At 48.5% G+C, this 20,987-nt stretch carries 21 protein-coding genes and 1 tRNA gene; 15 read left to right on the plus strand and 7 right to left on the minus strand.

What is annotated here, in order from left to right:
* Positions 1 to 39: 39 nt before the first annotated feature.
* From FTE26_RS17740 to FTE26_RS17760, 5 genes are all read right to left on the minus strand, one after another.
* Entirely contained in the window at positions 40 to 603 is a 564-nt protein-coding gene (locus tag FTE26_RS17740; protein ID WP_000033333.1) for a fimbrial protein, read from the minus strand.
* Positions 604 to 1,277: 674 nt separating this feature from the next.
* Complete coding sequence (sixA, locus tag FTE26_RS17745; protein WP_001195819.1) at positions 1,278 to 1,763, minus strand: phosphohistidine phosphatase SixA; 486 nt, start codon at positions 1,761 to 1,763, stop codon at positions 1,278 to 1,280.
* 202 nt (positions 1,764 to 1,965) lie between these two features.
* Positions 1,966 to 4,110 carry a fatty acid oxidation complex subunit alpha FadJ gene (fadJ, locus tag FTE26_RS17750; protein WP_000426169.1) on the minus strand — a complete coding sequence of 715 codons (2,145 nt, stop codon included), beginning with the start codon at positions 4,108 to 4,110 and terminating at the stop codon, positions 1,966 to 1,968.
* Positions 4,110 to 5,420: an acetyl-CoA C-acyltransferase FadI gene (gene fadI, locus FTE26_RS17755; RefSeq protein WP_000531954.1), complete on the minus strand. Its 1,311-nt coding sequence runs from the start codon at positions 5,418 to 5,420 to the stop codon at positions 4,110 to 4,112. The genes fadJ and fadI overlap by 1 nt, the downstream gene beginning before the upstream one ends.
* Positions 5,421 to 5,599: 179 nt before the next feature.
* The gene (locus tag FTE26_RS17760; protein ID WP_001296869.1) at positions 5,600 to 5,884 is read right to left on the minus strand and encodes a YfcZ/YiiS family protein; all 285 of its coding nucleotides are present in this window, start codon (positions 5,882 to 5,884) and stop codon (positions 5,600 to 5,602) included.
* 371 nt (positions 5,885 to 6,255) lie between these two features.
* Here FTE26_RS17760 and fadL point away from each other — a divergent pair, with 371 nt between their 5' ends.
* Both fadL and yfdF read left to right on the plus strand, forming a co-directional pair.
* The gene (gene fadL, locus FTE26_RS17765) at positions 6,256 to 7,596 is read left to right on the plus strand and encodes a long-chain fatty acid transporter FadL (RefSeq protein ID WP_024198531.1); all 1,341 of its coding nucleotides are present in this window, start codon (positions 6,256 to 6,258) and stop codon (positions 7,594 to 7,596) included.
* A 364-nt stretch (positions 7,597 to 7,960) separates the two neighbouring features.
* Positions 7,961 to 9,019: a protein YfdF gene (yfdF, locus tag FTE26_RS17770; RefSeq protein ID WP_000937814.1), complete on the plus strand. Its 1,059-nt coding sequence runs from the start codon at positions 7,961 to 7,963 to the stop codon at positions 9,017 to 9,019.
* A gap of 181 nt (positions 9,020 to 9,200) precedes the next feature.
* Here the strand turns inward: yfdF and mlaA are convergent, their stop codons facing one another.
* Positions 9,201 to 9,956 (minus strand): phospholipid-binding lipoprotein MlaA, encoded by a 756-nt coding sequence (gene mlaA / locus FTE26_RS17775; protein ID WP_000776761.1) that lies wholly within the window; start codon positions 9,954 to 9,956, stop codon positions 9,201 to 9,203.
* A 294-nt stretch (positions 9,957 to 10,250) separates the two neighbouring features.
* Here mlaA and FTE26_RS17780 point away from each other — a divergent pair, with 294 nt between their 5' ends.
* The 5 genes from FTE26_RS17780 to FTE26_RS17800 all read left to right on the plus strand — a co-directional run bounded on the left by FTE26_RS17780 (position 10,251) and on the right by FTE26_RS17800 (position 14,022).
* Entirely contained in the window at positions 10,251 to 11,183 is a 933-nt protein-coding gene (locus tag FTE26_RS17780; protein ID WP_000368131.1) for a formate/nitrite transporter family protein, read from the plus strand.
* Between the two features lie 75 nt (positions 11,184 to 11,258).
* Positions 11,259 to 11,330, plus strand: a tRNA-Arg gene (locus FTE26_RS17785).
* Between the two features lie 187 nt (positions 11,331 to 11,517).
* Positions 11,518 to 12,792 (plus strand): tyrosine-type recombinase/integrase, encoded by a 1,275-nt coding sequence (locus tag FTE26_RS17790; protein ID WP_024198532.1) that lies wholly within the window; start codon positions 11,518 to 11,520, stop codon positions 12,790 to 12,792.
* 30 nt (positions 12,793 to 12,822) lie between these two features.
* Entirely contained in the window at positions 12,823 to 13,704 is an 882-nt protein-coding gene (locus FTE26_RS17795) for a hypothetical protein (RefSeq protein WP_001164795.1), read from the plus strand.
* A 102-nt stretch (positions 13,705 to 13,806) separates the two neighbouring features.
* Complete coding sequence (locus FTE26_RS17800; protein ID WP_000173141.1) at positions 13,807 to 14,022, plus strand: helix-turn-helix transcriptional regulator; 216 nt, start codon at positions 13,807 to 13,809, stop codon at positions 14,020 to 14,022.
* Between the two features lie 49 nt (positions 14,023 to 14,071).
* Here the strand turns inward: FTE26_RS17800 and FTE26_RS17805 are convergent, their stop codons facing one another.
* Positions 14,072 to 14,266, minus strand: coding sequence for a hypothetical protein (locus FTE26_RS17805; protein WP_000538173.1), 195 nt, complete (start codon positions 14,264 to 14,266; stop codon positions 14,072 to 14,074).
* A gap of 116 nt (positions 14,267 to 14,382) precedes the next feature.
* Between FTE26_RS17805 and FTE26_RS17810 the strand changes: the two genes are divergently transcribed.
* The 8 genes from FTE26_RS17810 to FTE26_RS17845 all read left to right on the plus strand — a co-directional run bounded on the left by FTE26_RS17810 (position 14,383) and on the right by FTE26_RS17845 (position 20,246).
* Positions 14,383 to 14,544, plus strand: coding sequence for a host cell division inhibitor Icd-like protein (locus FTE26_RS17810; RefSeq protein WP_085674469.1), 162 nt, complete (start codon positions 14,383 to 14,385; stop codon positions 14,542 to 14,544).
* A 7-nt stretch (positions 14,545 to 14,551) separates the two neighbouring features.
* Positions 14,552 to 14,911 (plus strand): hypothetical protein, encoded by a 360-nt coding sequence (locus tag FTE26_RS17815; protein ID WP_001246995.1) that lies wholly within the window; start codon positions 14,552 to 14,554, stop codon positions 14,909 to 14,911.
* A gap of 31 nt (positions 14,912 to 14,942) precedes the next feature.
* Entirely contained in the window at positions 14,943 to 15,227 is a 285-nt protein-coding gene (locus FTE26_RS17820; protein ID WP_001027159.1) for a hypothetical protein, read from the plus strand.
* A complete protein-coding gene (locus FTE26_RS17825) occupies positions 15,224 to 15,607 on the plus strand; it encodes a DUF5375 family protein (protein WP_001075585.1) in 384 nt (127 codons plus the stop codon). The genes FTE26_RS17820 and FTE26_RS17825 overlap by 4 nt, the downstream gene beginning before the upstream one ends.
* Positions 15,604 to 18,276, plus strand: a complete 2,673-nt coding sequence (locus FTE26_RS17830; protein ID WP_000155330.1) for a TOPRIM and DUF927 domain-containing protein — start codon at positions 15,604 to 15,606, stop codon at positions 18,274 to 18,276. Before FTE26_RS17825 ends, FTE26_RS17830 begins: the two co-directional genes overlap by 4 nt.
* A gap of 400 nt (positions 18,277 to 18,676) precedes the next feature.
* Positions 18,677 to 19,420 carry a phage polarity suppression protein gene (locus FTE26_RS17835; RefSeq protein WP_001066218.1) on the plus strand — a complete coding sequence of 248 codons (744 nt, stop codon included), beginning with the start codon at positions 18,677 to 18,679 and terminating at the stop codon, positions 19,418 to 19,420.
* Complete coding sequence (locus tag FTE26_RS17840; protein ID WP_000126949.1) at positions 19,417 to 19,968, plus strand: phage polarity suppression protein; 552 nt, start codon at positions 19,417 to 19,419, stop codon at positions 19,966 to 19,968. Before FTE26_RS17835 ends, FTE26_RS17840 begins: the two co-directional genes overlap by 4 nt.
* A 5-nt stretch (positions 19,969 to 19,973) precedes the next feature.
* Positions 19,974 to 20,246, plus strand: coding sequence for an ogr/Delta-like zinc finger family protein (locus tag FTE26_RS17845; RefSeq protein WP_001185343.1), 273 nt, complete (start codon positions 19,974 to 19,976; stop codon positions 20,244 to 20,246).
* Positions 20,247 to 20,987 lie beyond the last annotated feature (741 nt).

Here is a 20,987-nt window from a genome sequence, read left to right on the forward strand (position 1 = left end):
TTTAAATCCCCCATAGCAGTGTCGCTATGGGGGTATGCCTTACAGGTAAGTAATCTGGAAGGTGGTATTTGCTTCGAAATTACCCAGATCTGGCGCATCAGCTGCGCCGACCAGCCAGGCTTTAAAGTTCAGTGTCTGCTTCGCTTTGCCTTTATTGGTAGAAGTGTCTTTCACTATTTTCTGGTCAATACCCATGCCGCTTTTGTAAGAGGTACCCAGAGAGTCACCGATCGCTAGGCTAACATTGTTAAATGCCGCACCGGTATCGGTATTGAAAATGGTGTAATAATTGCCGCTATTTGCAGAAGAAACGGTACCAGTAAAGGTAGTGGTCATTGTTTCCTGAGTATCAAATACGCAATCTTGCAGACGAATCTGGAAACTTTTCGGCGTGGTGGTGCCGTTATTTTTCAGTTTTTCGGCACCGATATCACCCATATCAACTTCCAGTTTGTGATCGTCCGGAACGATAGAACACACTGAGTCTTCAATGGTGCCGTAAAAACGTGCAGTACCGTTGTTAACCGCAGCGATTGTTGCCGTAGAGGTGAAAACGCCCATCACCATTGCCGCAGCAATAGCTGTTTTAACAAACTTACTCATTATTTGTCCTTAAACTATAAATAATTAAAAATATAAACATTACAATACATTGATTCAGTCAATACCCAATGTTTATACCCAGCCATTGAATACGGCATGCGATCCAAAAAGAACAGGTCGTAGAAAATTGTATTCTTTGGTGTGGGGCCGCATAGTGATGTTTTCACCCCCCTGATGCAATTTAATTTTACTAAAGAGTAAATGTAGATTTAATTAATATATTGACAGAAGAAAGGTTATCTTAAGGACATCCTTAAAAAATACGGAATAAGTATTTAGAAAAAATAGAAAGTATATCAATAATGAATATCAACAGCTTAAAAAACAAACAATGAACATATAATGCGATTGGCATTTATCCACTTTTGACAATATAATATATAAACACTATAGCCAGAATTTAATCAAGTTTCAATTACATCCTGCCTGATTATTCAACTCTATTATCTGTATTAATAAATGACAATGAGTGTCAAACAGACATTATTCATTTCAACATGTAACTTTGGGCAAAATCAAGATACGCGCAGAAGAATAATTTCCGAATGAATGTAGAAAGTGTTTTATTTATAGATAAGGAGAGTCTTCGATAGTAGTGAGGTTGACAGATATCCGCTGCCTGATGAGCAATTATGCCCAATGAATCTACCTCATTGGGCATAATTTGGAACACATCAGATAGCTTTTGCCATCTTCAGATTACACGGGCTCATCTGCCAGTTGAATGTACCGTTTCCGCTTTCATCAAGCGTTACGCTGGCAATGGCCGAGGTGGTAAACATAGGCGGCGTTTCGCCCGGACATAACTCGGCAACCAGATACCCGACTAACGGTAAGTGAGAGATCACCAGTACCGAAGCAACACCTTCATTGGTCAACGCCTGCAAATAGGCACTGACCAGACCAACATCGCCGCAGGGCGTTAACTCCGGCAGAACTTCTGCACTGGAAGGCAGGTTCAGACAATCCCCTACTTCTTCCAGTGTTTGCTCGGCTCGCAGGAACGGGCTCACCAGAACGCGTTCGATTTCCACTTTTTGACCTTTCAGCCAGTTCGCCATCAGGCGAGATTCGTCACAACCATTAGTGGTCAGAGGACGAACGGAATCACTGGCGGCATCGAGGGCTGCGTCGCCGTGACGCATGATAAAAACTTGCATATTGCACCGCTTTTGTTAACCAGATTCGCCCGTTTTCTTTCATCTGAAACCAGAGAAAGAAAACGGTGGCCGGCATTGTGCCTTATCCATTCACCGAATGAAACGCTGTTTTTTACCTCAATGGCGTAAGTATAGTCAATATGCGTTTACATTTTGACCAACACTCCGCCATTCAGCGCGGATTCATATAGCTTTGACCTTCTTATTGCAGGTCAGTTGCAGTTGTTTTCCAAAAACTTTCCCCACGCGCGCCCATCTCGACCAAACGCTCGCAAGGGGTAAAACGGGAACCATACTGCGTGGCAAGTCGTTGCATTATTGCAACCACTTCGCCCGCGCCGAGAGAATCGATATAGCGGAACGGTCCACCGAGAAATGGCGGAAAACCAATGCCAAATACCGCACCAATATCCCCGTCACGCACGCTACGGATAACCTGCTCATCAACACAACGTACTGCTTCATTCAGCATCAACATCACACACCGTTCAGCAACCTGCGGTGCGGAGAGTCGCCCCTGCCCTTGTGCGCCAATGAGCGGGTAAATGGCGGGATCGACCTGTTTTTTGCTTTTACGCCCTTTCTGACCATAAAGATAGAAACCCCGACCATTTTTTCTGCCTTTGCGATCGTCGTTCAAAATTGAAGAAACAACATTTGCAGGCGCGCTAAAACGTTCTCCATAAGCGGCTTCCAGTACAGGAATAATTTTAGTCCCGGTGTCGATTCCTACCTCATCCAAAAGTTGGATTGGACCTACCGGAAAACCAAATTTCACTAGCGCGGCATCAATGTGCTCTACCCGTTCACCTTCGGTCAGCATGCGGATAGCTTCATTAATGTAAGGCGCTAAGATGCGATTGACGTAAAACCCGGCTTTGTCACGCACGACAATGGGCGTTTTGCCCTGTTTTTTCGCCAGTTTTACCGTAGTGGCGATGGTTTGCGCTGATGTACCCGCATGAGGAATAATCTCCACCAGCGGCATTTTTTCCACCGGACTGAAGAAATGCAGGCCGATAACTTGCTCAGGTCGCGTGGCGTGAGCGGCGATATCACCAATCGGCAAAGATGACGTATTCGAAGCAAAGATGGTATGAGCGGCGCAATTTTGCTCCACTTCCGCCACCATCTGTTGTTTTAATTCGAGATTTTCAAACACCGCTTCAATAATCAGATCGCGATGGGCAAAGCCGCGATAGTCCGTCGTTCCGGAGATTAATGCCAGCTGTTTGTCACGTTCGCTGGCTTTGAGATGACGACGGCGAACTTTGCCCTCCAGCTGATCCCAACTGTACTTCAGCGCATGATTTATGCCCTGCGGGTTGATATCTTTAATTCTGACCGGAAGCCCCGCTTTACAAGCAGTGACATAAGCAATACCGCCGCCCATCAAGCCACCACCTAAAATTCCCACGCTGTTTAATGGCGCAGGCGGTGCATCACTACCGGGATCTTTCTTCACTTCCGTACTGGCAAAAAAGATACTACGCAGCGCCTGCGATTGTGGCGTCATCGCCAGTTCGCCAAACGCCCGAGCTTCGGCGTCATAACCGCTGCTGGTGCCCTGCGCTAATCCCGTTTCAACAACCTCCAGGATGCGTTCTGTCGCCGGATAATTGCCTTGAGTTTTGTGTTCTGTTTTCTTACCGACCATTTTGAACAGCAGCGCACGACCTAACGGCCCCGCCAGAATACGCTCGCGTACAGGTAGAGGGCGGGAAGATGGGCGATCCTTCTTCGCCAGCTCAACAGCGACTTCCAGCAAAATGGAGTGCGGAACAACGTCATCCACCAGCCCCAGCTTTAATGCCTGTTTCGCCCGAAGTTGTTTTCCGGTGAGGATCATCTCTAATGCTGTGCTGACGCCTATCAGACGCGGTAAACGCTGGGTGCCGCCTGAACCGGGTAACAATCCAAGTTGTACTTCAGGCAAACCGAGCACCGTTTTAGGATCGTCAGTACAAACGCGACCGTGGCACGCCAGCGCCAACTCCAGCCCACCACCCAGGCAAGCGCCATGAATAGCCGCGATAACCGGAATGGGCAAAGCATGAATCTCCGCCATCAACTGTTGGCCCTGCCGCGCCAGTGCTTCCGCTTCTTGCGCCGTTTTGCAGTTGCCGATCATGTTGATGTCTGCGCCAGCAATGAAGTTGTCCGGTTTAGCGGAGACAAACACCACGCCTCGCAACTCTTTGTTTTCACGGAGTTGCTTAATAATGGCGCGCACCTGCGAGGCAAACTCCGCCTTCAGGGTATTCATTTTCTCACCCGGTACGTCGATGGTGATAACGGCAATGTTGTCCAGACGAACATTAAGGGTAAACGCTGATGTCATTTCCATTATTCCGCCTCCAGAACCATTGCCGCGCCAAGCCCACCGGCAGCACAGGCGGTAACTAAACCAAATCCACCGCCGCGACGGCGAAGTTCATGCAATGTCTGGGTAATCATCCGTGCGCCGGTCGCCGCGAAGGGATGTCCGTAAGCAATCGAACCGCCAAGCACGTTAAATTTGCTATCGTCCACTTCGCCAGTGGCATGTGCACGCCCCAGTACTTCACGAGCAAAACGTTCACTACCCAGCAACTGAATATTCGCCAGTGTCTGAGCTGCAAAGGCTTCGTGCATATCGATCAATGTCAGATCGCTCATTGTCAAACCGGCACGTTCCAGCGCCAGCGGTGTTGACCAGGCCGGACCGAGCAACATGTCCTGCCAGACATCAATCGCAGTAAATGCGTAGCTGCGCAGATACCCCAGCGGCACCAGCCCTAATTCTTTCGCCCGGGATTCAGTCATCAGGATCACCGCTGCCGCGCCATCGGTCAGCGGCGTACTGTTTGCCGCCGTTACCGTTCCGTGTTTGCGATCAAACGCCGGGCGCAGCTTTGCGTAATCGGCAAGCGAGGAATTACCGCGAATATTGTTGTCTTCGACAAGCGGTTGTTTATAAGGAGGGATAAAGGCAGTCATCACCTCTTCTTTGAGTTTTCCGTCTGACCATGCCTGAGCGGCACGCTGATGCGAACGGTGCGCTAATGCATCTTGCTGTTCTCGGGTGATGCCGTAGGTTTTCGCCATTTGTTCGGCGGTGTCGCCCATCCGCAAGCCAGTAGAATATTCTGCTACCGCAGGCGGTACGGGCATTAAGTCGCGCAAACGCAGGCGAGAGAAGAGTTTCAGTCGCTGGCTCATGGTTCGAGCTTTGTTGACATCAACCAGCACGCGCGCCAGTTTTTTACTGACGCCAATTGGCAATACGGAAGAGGAATCTGCCCCACCGGCAATCCCCGCTCGGATAGTTCCCGCCATCAGGCTTTCTGCGACGTTTGCAACCGCCTGGAAACTGGTAGCGCAAGCGCGGCTGACGCTGTAAGCATCGGTATGCACATTCATTCCGGTACCGAGAACAATTTCACGCGCAATGTTGGGGGCTTCAGGCATTTGTACGACCTGACCAAAGACCAGCTGTTCAATCACTTCAGCGGGGATCTCGCTGCGTGCCAGCAGTTCGCCTACCACCATCTTCCCTAAATCAACCGCGGGAATGCCATGAAAAGCCGTCGCCTGGCGGGCAAAAGGCGTACGTAAACCGCTAACAATGGCGATACGATCGCCCTGGCGGGTAACCAGCGGTAAAACCTGACCCATAACACTCCCCTGTAAAAAAATAAATAAAGTGGTCTGACCTGATTATAGTCTTAACCATTTTTTTACATTTAGCCAAGCGGAGAAAAAGGAAAGTGGGAGCTATGACACAGTGAAGACAGGAGAAAGAAAAGAAAACGCCCCTGCCAGCAACTGACAGGGGCGTACGTACCCGAGAGGAATTAACGCAGACCCAGCTGGAAGATCAGCATTTCAGCTTCGCAGGCAAAAGTGAAATCGATATCCAGGCGCACACCGTCAGACTCTTCAGTGAAAGTCGGGGTGATTTTACACGGTTCGGATTCCACGCTACGGGCTTTTTCAGTCAGCGCCGCCAGCGTTTGTTCTGCTTCTGCGCGGCTTGCAAACACGCGGCTGTAAGACGCGGTGCAGTCGGAGTTGTCCATAATGGTGCCAACATCCATACAGCAGCAAACCGGGGTTTCATCAGCACTACATTTACTCATCGTTGATTTCCTCTGTATGTGCACCCAAGGTGCCAGATAAACGTTGTGGATATTTTACGCTTCCGGAAAGTGCTGCTCCAGTTGTTAATTCTGCAAAATCGGATAAGTGACCGAAATCACACTTAAAAATGATCTAAAACAAAATTCACCCGAATCCGCGAGTGCGCAACCTCCAAATTTTGCCAGCTGGATCGCGTTTCTTAGATCATATTTGAAAAAAGATGGAAACATACTTGCAACATTCCAGCTGGTCCGACCTATACTCTCGCCACTGGTCTGATTTCTAAGATGTACCTCAGACCCTACACTTCGCGCTCCTGTTACAGCACGTAACATAGTTTGTATAAAAATAAATCATTGAGGTTATGGTCATGAGCCAGAAAACCCTGTTTACAAAGTCTGCTCTCGCAGTCGCAGTGGCACTTATCTCCACCCAGGCCTGGTCGGCAGGCTTTCAGTTAAACGAATTTTCTTCCTCTGGCCTGGGCCGGGCTTATTCAGGGGAAGGCGCAATTGCCGATGATGCAGGTAACGTTAGCCGTAACCCCGCATTGATTACCATGTTTGACCGCCCGACATTTTCTGCGGGTGCGGTTTATATTGACCCGGATGTGAATATCAGCGGAACGTCTCCGTCTGGTCGTAGCCTGAAAGCCGATAACATCGCGCCTACGGCATGGGTTCCGAACATGCACTTTGTTGCACCGATTAACGACCAATTTGGTTGGGGCGCTTCTATTACCTCTAACTATGGTCTGGCAACAGAGTTTAATGATACTTATGCAGGCGGCTCTGTCGGGGGTACAACTGACCTTGAAACCATGAACCTGAACTTAAGCGGTGCGTATCGCTTAAATAATGCATGGAGCTTTGGTCTTGGTTTCAACGCCGTCTACGCTCGCGCGAAAATTGAACGTTTCGCAGGCGATCTGGGGCAGTTGGTTGCTGGTCAGATTATGCAATCTCCTGCCGGGCAAACTCCTCAAGGGCAAGCATTGGCAGCTACCGCCAACGGTATCGACAGTAATACCAAAATCGCTCATCTGAACGGTAACCAGTGGGGCTTTGGCTGGAACGCCGGAATCCTGTATGAACTGGATAAAAATAACCGCTATGCACTGACCTACCGTTCTGAAGTGAAAATTGACTTCAAAGGTAACTACAGCAGCGATCTTAATCGTGCGTTTAATAACTACGGTTTGCCAATTCCTACCGCGACAGGTGGCGCAACGCAATCGGGTTATCTGACGCTGAACCTGCCTGAAATGTGGGAAGTGTCAGGTTATAACCGTGTTGATCCACAGTGGGCGATTCACTATAGCCTGGCTTACACCAGCTGGAGTCAGTTCCAGCAGCTGAAAGCGACCTCAACCAGTGGCGACACGCTGTTCCAGAAACATGAAGGCTTTAAAGATGCTTACCGCATCGCGTTGGGTACCACTTATTACTACGATGATAACTGGACCTTCCGTACCGGTATCGCCTTTGATGACAGCCCAGTTCCGGCTCAGAATCGTTCTATCTCCATTCCGGACCAGGACCGTTTCTGGCTGAGTGCAGGTACGACTTACGCATTTAATAAAGATGCTTCAGTCGACATTGGTGTTTCTTATATGCACGGTCAGAGCGTGAAAATTAACGAAGGCCCATACCAGTTCGAGTCTGAAGGTAAAGCCTGGCTGTTCGGTACTAACTTTAACTACGCGTTCTGATAACGCGTTCGCCTGGATAAAGTCACCTGCATAGCAGGTGACTTTAACTCCCCCACTTCACCGAAAGTAGTGTCCTCATTGCTTACCTCCTGAGTTTTGCAAACAGCCTGTTGGCAGCTTGCCCTTTCAAATCAATAAGCGGTATCCACAGACAAACCTGAAGGGAAAGGCATATTTTCAGGCGTTCTGCTCGTCCTTCTCAAAGAGTTTACTTTTCTGCATTTCCAGGATACTCCCCCCCCTGGCTATTGTGCGCTCATACACTCAAATTAAAGATAGGTTCTAAATAAATGAGCGTTTTTTGATAGTCTATTTCATTAGGTAATATATATTTGTAACAAATCAATCAAAATGGAATAAAATCATGCTACCATCTATTTCAATCAACAATACCAGCGCAACTTACCCAGAATCCATTAATGAAAATAACAATGATGAAATTAATGGATTAGTACAAGAGTTCAAAAACCTTTTTAATGGTAAGGAAGGAATAAGCACCTGTATTAAACATCTACTTGAGCTTATAAAAAACGCCATACGAGTAAACGACGATCCTTATAGATTTAATATTAATAATTCCTCAGTTACTTATATTGATATTGGCTCCAATGATACAGACCATATTAATATTGGTATCGACAACCAAGAACCAATAGAATTACCTGCGAACTATAAAGACAAAGAACTCGTCCGTACTATCATTAATGACAACATAGTTGAGAAGACTCATGATATCAATAATAAGGAAATGATCTTCAGCGCATTAAAAGAAATATATGATGGAGATCCTAGTTTTATCTTCGATAAGATATCACACAAACTCAGACATACGGTAACGGAATTTGATGAGAGCGGGAATAGCGAACCAACGGACTTATTTACCTGGTACGGTAAAGATAAAAAAGGCGACTCTCTCGCTATTGTAATTAAAAATAAAAACGGAAATGATTACTTATCTCTCGGTTACTACGATCAGGACGACTACCACATTCAAAGAGGAATTCGTATTAATGGTGATAGTCTCACCCAATATTGTAGTGAAAAAGCCAGGAATGCTTCAGCGTGGTTTGAAAGCAGTAAAGCTATCATGGCAGAATCATTTGCAACAGGTTCCGATCATCAGGTTGTAAACGAGCTCAACGGGGAAAGACTGAGAGAACCTAACGAAGTTTTTAAACGTTTAGGTCGAGCAATAAGATATAATTTTCAAGTGGACGATGCAAAATTTAGACGCGATAATGTAAAAGAAATAATTTCTACTTTATTCGCTAACAAAGTTGACGTTGACCATCCTGAAAATAAATACAAAGACTTTAAGGATCTCGAAGATAAAGTTGAAAAAAGGCTTCAAAATCGCCAGACGGAATATCAAAATGAAATTAATCAACTATCTGCGCCAGGTGTTAATTTTGATGATATTTAAAATTATTTTTCCAGTTTTTTGATTTTTCAACTCCTGAATATCGGAAATAGTCAGTGACGAACATCAGTATTTTTACATCATTACGTCCGGGTCATTGTCGGTTTATCTCCTTTTACTTGTGGTAATTGAGGGATAACAACAAAAAAGGTGAGTATTGCGACTCACCTTTTTTATTTGTTTCTTATTCAGAATCGATATCTTTTAAATCATCCTGAATCGCTTGCGCGTTCGGATTTTCCTGCGGTTTGAGTTCGCCGCCATTAGCGATGAAATCATGACGCTGGAAGTACGCTTCGCGCACCATAATATAAGGATCGGACGACTGACGCAGCAGACCATCGGAATCCAACAACTGCGCACGAGTTTCTATCCCTTCAAGCGTCCATTTACCCACAGACATCGGCCAGGTCAGCCAGGAAAGAACCGGGTAAAGACCATCCGCCATATCACCACCGTCATCACGCAGCGTGAAGCTACCGTAGAACGGTAACTGGACGTAAGGCCCATAACCCGCGCCATAATGACCAAGCGTACTACCGAAGCGGTGAGGTTCAGTCCGTTGCAGTTTCGGGTTCGCCATCCCTGCAACATCAATAAAACCGCCCATCCCCAAAATGGTGTTCAGGAAAAAGCGGGTAAAGTGGACCATCCCCTGATAAGGGTCGCCCTGCAAGAAGTAGTTAACCATCACCGCAGGTTCTTCAAGGTTGCCAGTAAAGTTGCTCAAACCATTACGCGCCGGTTGCGGAACATAATCACGCCAGGCGACAGCGACCGGTCGAACAATATACGGGTCTAATACGTTGAAGTTGAAGTTGTACATGGTGCGGTTGAACCCTTCTAACGGGTCAGAACGCCCTTGCTGATCTGTACCGGAACTCGCACACCCCACCAGAAGCGTAGTTCCCAGAGCAAGCGCCGACAGGCGAAGCTTCATAAATGTCTCCCTGTTTTTTTTATGGCTTATGCAGTTTGCCATCCATGACGGAACGATACCGTATCCGCCTGTTTAGGTGTGGGCGATTGTAACAGCACGTCAACTGATGTCCAGACGCCCTGATTTGCTGATTTGATCATAGCCTGGTAATCGCCGCCCTGTAGGCTACTTGATTCTATAGAAACAGAAAAAGGCAAACGCAGCCTTTTCTACATTTTCAGAGTAACTCCCGCCAGTTGCGAGCAAAAAAGCCGCTACGCTTTAGCTATACGTGCTAATTCAAGAGAAGAGACCATGGACAACGACAAAATTGATCAACACAGCGACGAAATTGAAGTTGAGAGCGAAGAAAAAGAGCGCGGCAAAAAAATAGAAATAGATGAAGACCGACTCCCCTCCCGGGCGATGGCAATTCATGAGCATATCCGCCAGGATGGTGAAAAAGAGCTGGAACGCGACGCAATGGCGCTACTGTGGTCAGCCATTGCGGCGGGTCTGTCGATGGGCGCTTCGCTACTGGCAAAAGGGATATTTCATGTCGAACTGGAAGGAGTGCCAGGCAGCTTCTTACTGGAGAATCTCGGTTATACCTTTGGTTTTATTATCGTCATTATGGCCCGCCAGCAATTATTTACCGAAAACACCGTGACTGCGGTACTACCCGTCATGCAAAAACCGACAATGAGCAACGTCGGCTTACTTATGCGATTATGGGGCGTCGTGCTGCTGGGTAATATTCTCGGGACAGGTATTGCTGCATGGGCATTTGAATATATGCCTATCTTCAATGAAGAAACTCGCGATGCATTTGTCAAAATCGGCATGGATGTGATGAAGAACACCCCCAGCGAGATGTTTGCCAACGCGATCATTTCCGGCTGGCTGATCGCCACTATGGTTTGGATGTTTCCTGCTGCGGGTGCGGCAAAGATTGTGGTGATTATATTGATGACCTGGCTTATTGCACTGGGTGACACCACCCACATCGTTGTCGGTTCTGTTGAAATCCTCTATCTGGTGTTTAACGGCACGCTGCACTGGAGCGATTTCATCTGGCCCTTCGCACTACCTACTTTAGCGGGGAACATCTGCGGCGGCACCTTTATCTTCGCGTTAATGAGTCATGCACAGATTCGTAACGACATGAGCAACAAGCGTAAAGCAGAAGCACGCCAAAAAGCAGAACGTGCGGAAAACATTAAGAAAAATGATAAAAACCCAGCATAAATGGCGAGGGTTTAAGCAATCGAGCGGCAGCGTACTTACCCCGCAGTCCATTAGCGGGTATACTCATGCCGCATTGTCCTCTTAGTTAAATGGATATAACGAGCCCCTCCTAAGGGCTAATTGCAGGTTCGATTCCTGCAGGGGACACTTTAAAGACCTTTCTCTACATTTCACTTCATTACATAACCACTTAAAAAAACAGTAAGTTATCACCGAATCGGCCTGATTTTCATTTCAGTTAATTTCATGACATTACAACCTCGTGATGGTATAAGTGATGGTATTCCCCAGTTCGATATGCAGATACCATCAATCTACCAAAATGAGTACAGATATGGCCATTAATGTGCTTTCCCCCAAACAGATAGAAAACGCCAAGCCGAAGACCAATGATTACAAACTTACCGATGGAGGGAGTTTGTATCTACTGGTACGAAAGACTGGTGGAAAATACTGGCGTATGAATTATCGTTTTGATGGAAAACAAGTGACATTGGCATTAGGGGTCTACCCAGATGTCTCACTTGCAACAGCGCGGAAACGGCGTGATGAAGCCAGGCAACTACTAGCCGATGGTCGTGATCCTCGCGAAGCAAAGAAACCCAAAAAGGAAGACCCAATTTCCCCCACGTTCGAGAGTGTTGCCAGAGAGTGGCATAGTAGAACGATAGGGCATCCTGAGTGGAAAGAGATCACCCGTAAAAAAATTCTCCGAGAAATGGAAAACCACCTCTTTCCTGCCATCGGTTCAAAGCCTATCGATACGCTCAAAACCCGTGACTTGATGCCGATGCTGGTTGAGATGACTGAGAAAGGAATTGGTGCCACAACGAGCCGGGTAAAAACCACTATGACGAGCATCTTCCGTTATGCCGTGCAACGTGGAATTGTCGATTACAACCCTGCCCACGATCTAAAAGGTGCAATTACGACCCCCAAAGTACGACATCGCCCCGCACTACCTCTCGAACGTTTACCTGAACTGTTAGCGAAAACGAGAAGTTACACGGGAAGACCATTGACTCGCCTAGCAGTTCTATTTTCCCTGCACACTTTTGTGCGATCCAGCGAACTACGACATGCCAGATGGGAGGAGATCGACATTGAAAATGGGCTATGGACGATACCAGGACAACGTGAAGAGATCGCAGGGGTTAAATTCTCAGAGCGGGGTGCAAAGATGGGGGCTGCTCATTATGTCCCGCTATCTAGTCAGGCTATCGGGGTACTGGAGGATATAAGGAAAATCAGTGGTGAATATCTGCTGGTTTTCCCCGGTGACAGCAACCCATATAAACCGATGAGCGAAAACACAGTTAATAAAGCACTGCGAACGATGGGTTACGACACTCAAAGTGATGTTTGCTTGCATGGGTTCAGGGCGATGGCCTGCTCTGCACTGACCGAATCAGGACTCTGGTCACGCGATGCAGTTGAACGGCAGATGAGTCACCAAGAAAGAAACGAAGTGCGGGCAGCATATGTGCATCTTGCGCAGCACATGCAGGAACGCCGCAGAATGATGCAATGGTGGTCTAATTATCTGGAACTAAATAAGGACGAATTTCATGCTCCTTATGACTTATCAGGTATTAACATTATCAATTAAATTTTCTTATAATTTAAAACAGAGGTCATAATGCAGCATTCAAAAGAGAATGAAACTATATTCTTAGGAAATCTATGGATTGACAAAAAAATACCACCATTAGAATATTGTTCATTTGAACGCGCTTCAAGACTATTAGAATGCGAGATTGATGATTTATTACACCTATACGAAATAGGCGCTTTTAATATCGCATTCAAGGCGGATGGACTTGCAGTTAGATTTAATGTTAATTTCCTCTATAAAAATCAGAAAATGGAAATTGACTTAATTCATCCCGTATTAACTAATCAATCACTAGAGATGGAATTTTCAACAATATGGTATGACCTTAAAGATGACTCCTTTGAACATTTTGAAAATGGGCTTCAAATTATAGGATTTGCCTGTGGTATTTGGTACGCCGATGATATGATAAGTGACATAAAAAATGGATTAGCTATAGATCCAGATTATGAATTCAGGCTTAAACCGGTAAAAATACGAGATAATGTTTTGATGGCAACGGCCTCATATGAAGGAAATAAGGTCATTGATATTCCATTTGAAGATCTTCTTATCATGCGAAGAGATTTAGAGTTAATATGGAAATCAGTAAAAACTGGAATTCCTATGCCAAGTTTACTTACGAAAAGAATTTCATCTGAACCTAAAATCCCCAAGCGATTAAATAACACTGCTGAGCATCATGCAAAAAATAGGGGGGGGTTATTAAATGCAGCCATATATATATTAGCAAAATACCCAAGCGAATGTCGTGGTGAAAGAAAAGAGATAAGTCCTGAAAAGTGGACTAACGCCATAATTAAACATTTAGGAGAGCTACCTCCAATATTTATCACTAATGAACAAGAAATCTTAAGAAAATTACGATTAGCGGTTAATCATGCGGGATTAAAACAAAAGGGGTAGACTGAAACAATCTACAGGTAGAGTTGATTACACTACCTTCACAGCATTTTGATATCCCCATAGTATCTGCCGTGTTCATTACATAACACGGCAGGTAATTTCATGACATTAAAAACTTATCCTATCACTGGACATGCCCGCCCACGAGCTACTGCTGACTTTTTGCAAATAAGTACGGTTACTCTCTGGCGCTGGGAAAAGAACAATCCTGAATTTCCCAAATCTATACGCATTTCAAAACGGGTATCTGTTTACGATGCACAAGAAATTAGGCAGTGGGTTAAAGCTCAATCAGCAGGATTGGAGGAAGTAGTGTAATGACAATATTAACAAAGCTGGGGAGAAAAAAGCCTCCCCAACGTATTAATCAATTCTTTGGTTCTAAACCTCGGCTTTGTAACTCTTTGCGTAGAATGCGCTTGATCCAAGCCGCTAGCGATTCATCGCCATCCTGCTGTTGTGCTTGTTCCATCAGTTCACGCAGTTCAGGGTCAAGTCGGAACTGGAATGGCGGATTCCCACGTCTTTCATTTTTGTGTGTTGACACGTCAATTACACCCATTGTAATGTATTTATGTGTAATGACACATTACACACAGAAAAACAAAATAGCAACGCCCCGGAGTGTTTGCAGCACCACCGAGGCGTCTGACCAGCACGTTATATGAGGTAACGAAGATGGCTAAACAGAAGTGTACCTGGTTATTTGCGGCGATCAACCGCAGTCAACGTAATGCCCGTCCGGTAATGTTAAGGATCACCGCAGATAACGAGCGATCAGCGCGGCGCAGACTTGCCCCGGACTATGTACTGAGCTTTGCCGGGCGCATTCCCTGCTGAGGTGAACATGCGTAATTATCCGCATCCCGGCGAACGCTGGCAGCATGAACGTGGCTGGACGGTCACGATTATCCGATTAATAGAAGCCTCGCCCTCTGTGGCGCTGGTTAATCCTGAATTCAGCTGTGAAGTGCTGATACGTCATGACAGCGACAACCAGCTTTCTTCCTGCCCTCTGGCATGGTTTGAACAGCGATATACGCGCCTGTTTGATGTACCGCTCTTTAAGCCTGCACCAGCTCCTGCAGGCGGTAGTGGTTCCGGCCCGCTGACACTGCATCCGTCTGTGCTATTTATCCGCTGGCGGGAGCGTAGCATATGGTGTTCTGCTGAGCCTGATGACGGTCACTATTCAAAGTTTCTCTGACAAAACACCGCTGAAAACGGAGTAATCCACAATGAATATTTCAAACGGGCACAACGGTGCTCAGGGCCAGACTTTGCCTGAAAAACACAATACCGGTGCTTTTGCCTATGGGTTGTCAGAGGACGGTTTCGGAAAGCTGACCCGCGCAAGAAATGCCTGCGACATGCTCCAGCTTCTCTTTTCTGAATACCCGTCTCAGGCCGGAGCACTGGACGCAGGCTTTGCGCCTGGTGTCGCCGCGCTGATGGAGTACCTGCGGGCAGATTTGACGGATATTGCACACAGCTGCGCACTGATTGAAGGAGGTGCCAGATGAACCAGCCGCAGGTTTCCATTTTCCCGGCAGAAATGACCACCGCGCTTTACCGGTGGGCTATTGCTTCAGCATGGCGGCAGAAAATGCTGAACGAAACTGGCAATGATCAGTATGGTCCGCACAGCCTGACGGTGGAGCGTATTGAAATGGCCATTGCGCTGCATATCGAGTGCGCACTGATTAACGAGTACGGCGAAGCACAGGGCGCCGCTGCCGCGCTGGCACTGCTGACTGACATGCTGGAGCCGTCACTGCTGACCGCGCCGCCGGTACTGACCGCGCGCGGTTGTGAAGTAATGGCGGAGATGTACCGCACGCTTCCGGCGGCCTTTGATGTCTGCTGCAGTACCGGTGTGACGTTGTATCAGGGGGAAGTATGACAATACAGACGGTTACGCAGATTTCAGCCGCCGCGCGGGGGAAATGGCCCGTTATTCTGCAGATGCTGCGTATTGATGTACCTGAAAACGGCAGGCACGGTCCCTGCCCGAAATGTGGGGGCAAGGATCGTTTTCGCCTTGATGACCTTGACGGGCGCGGGACGTGGATCTGCAGCCAGTGTGGCAATGGTGACGGTCTGGATCTGGTTAAGCTCGTAACCGGTTACAGCGTCAGAAAGGCTGCGCAGGAGGTGGCGCAGATGCTTAATGTGCCGGATGTGCAGGAACTGCCTGTTAAGCCTGCCAGACAAAAAGCCCCTAAACGCGACATGGGTCTTACCGTGGCGGCGCTGATGAAAGAGAGCCACACGGGAGAAAGCGCCTATCTGACAGGAAAAGGGTTCGCCGGATACCCGGCCTCTCTGACCGGAAGCGTGCAGCATATCAGCGGTAAGGATTTTCCTGCCGGTTCCCTGCTGTTACCACTCACGACCAATACCGGAGCCGTGACCGGTGCACAGCTTATCGCCCCGACGGGTGAAAAAAGCATACTGCCCGGCAGCACGATGAAAGGCGCGTTTGTGTCGCTCAGCCCGTTACCGTCTGAACCACCGGTACAGGTGGTGATTACCGAAGGTTACGCTACGGCGCTGACGGTAAGCCAGCTCACTGCCGGATGCGTAGTGGCTGCCATATCTGCGGGCAATCTGCCCAATGTGGCGCAGTCGCTGCGGGCACGCTGGCCTGAGGTAAAAATTATCATCGCCGGTGATAACGATTTTCAGGACGGGGGGGAGAATCCCGGCAGAGCCTTTGCTGAACGGGCGGCAAAATCTGTTGGCGGCTGGATGACGCTGCCACCAGGAGAGATTAAGGCTGACTGGAATGACTTTCATCGGGAGCATGGTATTACCCGTGCCCGTGAAGCCTTTCGCAACGGTCTGGTACTGTGCGGGGAAGGCCGCACGCAACTGCCGCACGGGTTCCGTCTTACCCAGGAATATCTCTGGTATGAAAAGCAGGTACAGCGCAACGGTGAGACGGAGATCCAGAACGTCAAAATATGCAGCCCGCTGCGTGTGACGGCAATCACCTGCGATGCCGATGGCGGTAACTTCGGACGACTGCTGGAATGGGAAGATACGTGGGGTGAGTGTCGCCGCTGGGCGATGCCGATGGAAATGCTGAGCGGCAGTGGTGAGGAACTGCGCCGGGTACTGCTGGTTAACGGGCTGTCTTATATCAGCACCACCGGTGAGGCACGCGCACGCCTGATGGAATATATCTCACTGTGTAAACCGGAACGCCGCGTGACCTGCGTCAGTCGTACTGGCTGGCATGGTCAGGTTTACGTCCTGCAGGATGAGGTCAGCGGTGAAGGTGCAGAGGGTGTCATTCTCCAGACCACTTCCGTGCAGGGGCGTGATTTCCGCGTGTCGGGCACAACAGAGGAATGGCGGGAGCATGTATCCCGCTACTGTACCGGCAACTCCCGCGTGGCATTTGCTGTCAGCCTGGCCTTTGCTGCACCACTGTTACGGCTGGTGGGTATGGACGGCGGCGGCTACCACCTCAAAGGGGAATCGACAGACGGTAAGACTACCACCATGAAAGCGGCAACCTCCGTCTGCGGCGGGCCTGACTACTGGCAGACATGGCGGGCCACCGGCAACGCGCTGGAGGGATGCGCCAGCCGCCGCAACGATGCCGCCATGATGCTTGATGAGATCCGGGAAGTTGACGGACGCGAGGCAGGCAATATCGCCTACATGCTGGCAAACGGTCAGGGCAAGGGCCGTGCCGGTACGGACGGTGAGCTGCGTACCCGTAAGCAGTGGCGCCTGTTGTTCTTTTCAACTGGCGAATTGTCTCTGACCGAACATGCGGCAAAGGCCGGTGAGCGTACTTTTGCCGGGATGGAAGTCAGGATGATCCAGATCCCCAGCGATTCCGGGAAGTTTGGCGTTTTTGAGGAGCTGCACGGCTTCGACAGCGGCAAGGCTCTGGCAGAGCATCTTGAATGGGCCACGTCCTGCTACTACGGTTCGCCGTTCCGGGAGTGGCTGAAAGCACTGACCGCTGATCTTAACGGACTAACGGCACAGGCAAAATCGCTGATGAAGGAATATGCTGCCGCCCTGACTCCGAAAGATGCAGGCAATCAGGTGGGACGGGCTGTGAACCGCTTTGCACTGGTGGCGATGGCAGGTGAACTGGCAACCCGTCTGGGTATCACCGGCTGGCCTGAGGGTGAAGCACTGCGGGCAACCCGCGTCTGCCTGAACGCATGGCTGAAAGATCGCGGGCACACCGCCAATCAGGAAGATATCGCCGCACTGGAGCAGGTTCGCAGTTTCTTTACCGCGAATCAGTACAGCCGCTTTGCAGACTGGTATGACGAGCGCAACCGCCCCGGCAATATGGTGGGCTGGCGCAGGGTGGAGAAAGGCAGTACCGCGCAGGGCACGGAAGCTGTCACTACGTTCTATGTCATGCCGTCCGGCTGGAAAGAAATCTGCAGGGGATTTGACCCGCGCAAGGTGGCGCGTCTGTGCGCAGATCGTGGATACCTGCTGCCCTCCACTGATGGCAAACTCCAGACAACCATTCGCCCGCCAGAGATGAATCCCCGCAGGCTCTATGTCTTCAACAGCGAGGTGCCGGGTTAAGACTTTGCGTGAGTCTTATTTATTAAGGGTAACAGGTGAAACAGGTGGAACAACCGTATTTTACAGGGCTGAACCTGTTCCACCTTCTGAAATAGTGAGGTGGAACAGATGTAACGCCAGCCAATCCGCTGTTCCACCTTGTTACCCGCGATGTTCCACCGGTGCAGTGTATATAAATGCTTTATAAAACAAAGGTGTAACACATGTTTCACCTGTTCCACCGCATCAGGGACATAAAGCAGACTGAAACAGTGGGCATTTTTATCTGGCTGGCTTTCATAGCCACGTCGGAATAACCGCAAGCGCCCGTTGTGCCAGCCACCACACACTGAGCACCGATAGTGTGCTTGTGTCAGCCACGACACAATTGACGTAACTAACCACCCCGACAGGAGAAGTCATGAACAACACCGCAGTGAATAACAACCTTTCCACTTTTCCGGCTGTAACGCAGCGGGCACTGGAAACCATGAACACAGCCAGAAACGCATGGCTTGAAGCACGTCGTCAGCAGAAAGCGGCAGCGGATAATATTGCGACAATCCGCCAGCGTCGCGCTGAAATGGAAGCCACGACGAACACACTGAATGAGGAGTGGCGCACGCTGTTTCGTGAAAGTCAGGGCGTGGTCTCAAAGGAAATGAAAAAACTGCGCACGGAAATTGCGCTGGGACGAGAAACGCTTGAGGATTTTGATGAGCTGCTGGCGGCTCAGGAAAGCGAAAATGCACTTTTGCCGCAGAAAGCTGCGGAATTAGCCGGAAAGTATATCCACGCGCATAACATCCTTGTAGATATTCGCGCAAAACAAATCTGGGAAGATTTTATGCAGTCGCATGGAAAAGCGCTTATTCAGACGCTGAGCCTGCTTAAATCCACAATGGGCCGGGAAGCCAGTGCCGTTGTGGGTGTGGTGAATTCAGTTAATGACCCGGACACAGTGCTGAAAGACTTTATTCATAAACATATCACCAGACCGGCTCTGGCTAACGATGCGATGCCTGAACAGGACCCGGTGTTTAAACTGGCGGGAGTTGCCCCGGATTATGCGGCGCGTCTGGATTTCAGTAATCAACTCTCTCCGGCAGCTATGCATAAAATAAAGGTTCGTCAGGAACTTGCTGAGAAGGAGAAAGCAGTATGACGGCCCGAGGCACACCTGACCAGGCACTTACCAGTTTTCGGAATGCCCGTATTCTGTGGGCCGGACATAGTGAGAGCCGAAAAGCCGTTGAACAACAGATAGCATCTCTCCTCACTGCCACAGAAAAACCAGCAGATTATGCCCGACAGCTCGAATTACTGCGGGAACGTCTGGATGTGCTGAAATGGCAAATTAACTGTGCTGCGCGCGAATGCATTTACTCGCAGCATTTATTGATGGAGGCCTGCACAGAAGCTGCTCTCAGCAATTTTATGCAGGCGAATGGGGCAGCCCTGACATCTGCACTGGCTCCGTTCCTGAAGGGACGCGGAGGGGTTGACGTTGCGTTTCGTATATTACGCAGTGCTCTGGTTCGCCAGCTGGCAATAACACCGCCTGAAATTGTCGGGGATTATCGTGAGATCCTAGATGAATCCGGTTTGATGCCTGACCCCGGGATGATTCGTGATTGCCAGGGCTCTTACACCCCGGCACAACACCTGCGTTTTCAGCAACGCCTGAATGACATTAACGATATACAGGAGTGATATTAATGGCACTTAAATGTCCGGAATGCGGTACAGTTGCACACGCCAGAACAGCAGCCTATGAAGCTCCGTCAGTTAAACGCTCGTGGTATCAGTGCCAGAATCTGGAATGTTCCTGCACATTTACGGCACTGGAGAGTGTGGATAAGATAATCATGAAACCCCGGCGCAATGAACAGGAACCAGACAAATCACAAACCCCGGTAAAACAACAGCAAACGCTCAATCGCTATGGCTCCGCGTCAAAACTGTCAAGCCGTCAGCAGATTCCTGTCTGATTAGAAAAAACGCCCACGTAATCCCGGTCGAGTGCCGGGATTTTTAACACCTTTTCCCTGGCTGGCCTGAGAGCGCATGAGTGCATGTCTATGGCGCATGAAAACGCATGAGTCTTATGCACCTTTTTTGAGGCGAAAACCTTTGTATGGTGGTAACTGAGACGATTTATGGCATGCATGAAAACCAGTCTGTTAAGCGAAGCGGGCAGGCGTGCGGGGCTGTGCGCTAAACTACCTTAACCGACTATCATTATCAGTTTCGTTGTATCAATCAAACTGGATAAGTCCACCACTATCGGTTAATGCGCTCTCAGCTGATTTTCTCTCATTCTTATATGCTACCTATCAACGGAAATCCTATGATTCGGGTATGGATATTAGCCTCCTAAGCTATCTGAAATGACGAGACTTAGATTATTTTTTTAGTTATGTCAGTAGATAACTCGGACATTATTTCTGCTATGTTTTTTGTTCCGTTTATGATTACATGCGTTCTGACCTATTAACTTGCAGACACTTCATTTTTTATGACAATGATCTATTTTTTACATGAGTTAACATTGCAAATCCATTTACAACAAGATAACATTTCACACAAGATATCAGCTATTTACACCTAAGACACTTTGAGAAGCATGAAGGCAGGAACTAGAGCATTTTCCCTCGACCGTTAACAATGTTCATATTTATTCTTCTATAAAGGTTATGGTTTAGATAGATTAAGTATTGCATTTCGGTGTA

Source organism: Escherichia sp. S10b, from assembly GCF_028421345.1.
Taxonomy (GTDB): domain Bacteria; phylum Pseudomonadota; class Gammaproteobacteria; order Enterobacterales; family Enterobacteriaceae; genus ECMA0423.

Bases quoted from the DNA above. Each gene is read 5' to 3' on its own strand.
- FTE26_RS17740 (WP_000033333.1), bottom strand. From the start codon at position 603: ATGAGTAAGTTTGTTAAAACAGCTATTGCTGCGGCAATGGTGATGGGC.
- sixA (WP_001195819.1), bottom strand. From the start codon at position 1,763: ATGCAAGTTTTTATCATGCGTCACGGCGACGCAGCCCTCGATGCCGCC.
- fadJ (WP_000426169.1), bottom strand. From the start codon at position 4,110: ATGGAAATGACATCAGCGTTTACCCTTAATGTTCGTCTGGACAACATT.
- fadI (WP_000531954.1), bottom strand. From the start codon at position 5,420: ATGGGTCAGGTTTTACCGCTGGTTACCCGCCAGGGCGATCGTATCGCC.
- FTE26_RS17760 (WP_001296869.1), bottom strand. From the start codon at position 5,884: ATGAGTAAATGTAGTGCTGATGAAACCCCGGTTTGCTGCTGTATGGAT.
- fadL (WP_024198531.1), top strand. From the start codon at position 6,256: ATGAGCCAGAAAACCCTGTTTACAAAGTCTGCTCTCGCAGTCGCAGTG.
- yfdF (WP_000937814.1), top strand. From the start codon at position 7,961: ATGCTACCATCTATTTCAATCAACAATACCAGCGCAACTTACCCAGAA.
- mlaA (WP_000776761.1), bottom strand. From the start codon at position 9,956: ATGAAGCTTCGCCTGTCGGCGCTTGCTCTGGGAACTACGCTTCTGGTG.
- FTE26_RS17780 (WP_000368131.1), top strand. From the start codon at position 10,251: ATGGACAACGACAAAATTGATCAACACAGCGACGAAATTGAAGTTGAG.
- FTE26_RS17790 (WP_024198532.1), top strand. From the start codon at position 11,518: ATGGCCATTAATGTGCTTTCCCCCAAACAGATAGAAAACGCCAAGCCG.
- FTE26_RS17795 (WP_001164795.1), top strand. From the start codon at position 12,823: ATGCAGCATTCAAAAGAGAATGAAACTATATTCTTAGGAAATCTATGG.
- FTE26_RS17800 (WP_000173141.1), top strand. From the start codon at position 13,807: ATGACATTAAAAACTTATCCTATCACTGGACATGCCCGCCCACGAGCT.
- FTE26_RS17805 (WP_000538173.1), bottom strand. From the start codon at position 14,266: ATGGGTGTAATTGACGTGTCAACACACAAAAATGAAAGACGTGGGAAT.
- FTE26_RS17810 (WP_085674469.1), top strand. From the start codon at position 14,383: ATGGCTAAACAGAAGTGTACCTGGTTATTTGCGGCGATCAACCGCAGT.
- FTE26_RS17815 (WP_001246995.1), top strand. From the start codon at position 14,552: ATGCGTAATTATCCGCATCCCGGCGAACGCTGGCAGCATGAACGTGGC.
- FTE26_RS17820 (WP_001027159.1), top strand. From the start codon at position 14,943: ATGAATATTTCAAACGGGCACAACGGTGCTCAGGGCCAGACTTTGCCT.
- FTE26_RS17825 (WP_001075585.1), top strand. From the start codon at position 15,224: ATGAACCAGCCGCAGGTTTCCATTTTCCCGGCAGAAATGACCACCGCG.
- FTE26_RS17830 (WP_000155330.1), top strand. From the start codon at position 15,604: ATGACAATACAGACGGTTACGCAGATTTCAGCCGCCGCGCGGGGGAAA.
- FTE26_RS17835 (WP_001066218.1), top strand. From the start codon at position 18,677: ATGAACAACACCGCAGTGAATAACAACCTTTCCACTTTTCCGGCTGTA.
- FTE26_RS17840 (WP_000126949.1), top strand. From the start codon at position 19,417: ATGACGGCCCGAGGCACACCTGACCAGGCACTTACCAGTTTTCGGAAT.
- FTE26_RS17845 (WP_001185343.1), top strand. From the start codon at position 19,974: ATGGCACTTAAATGTCCGGAATGCGGTACAGTTGCACACGCCAGAACA.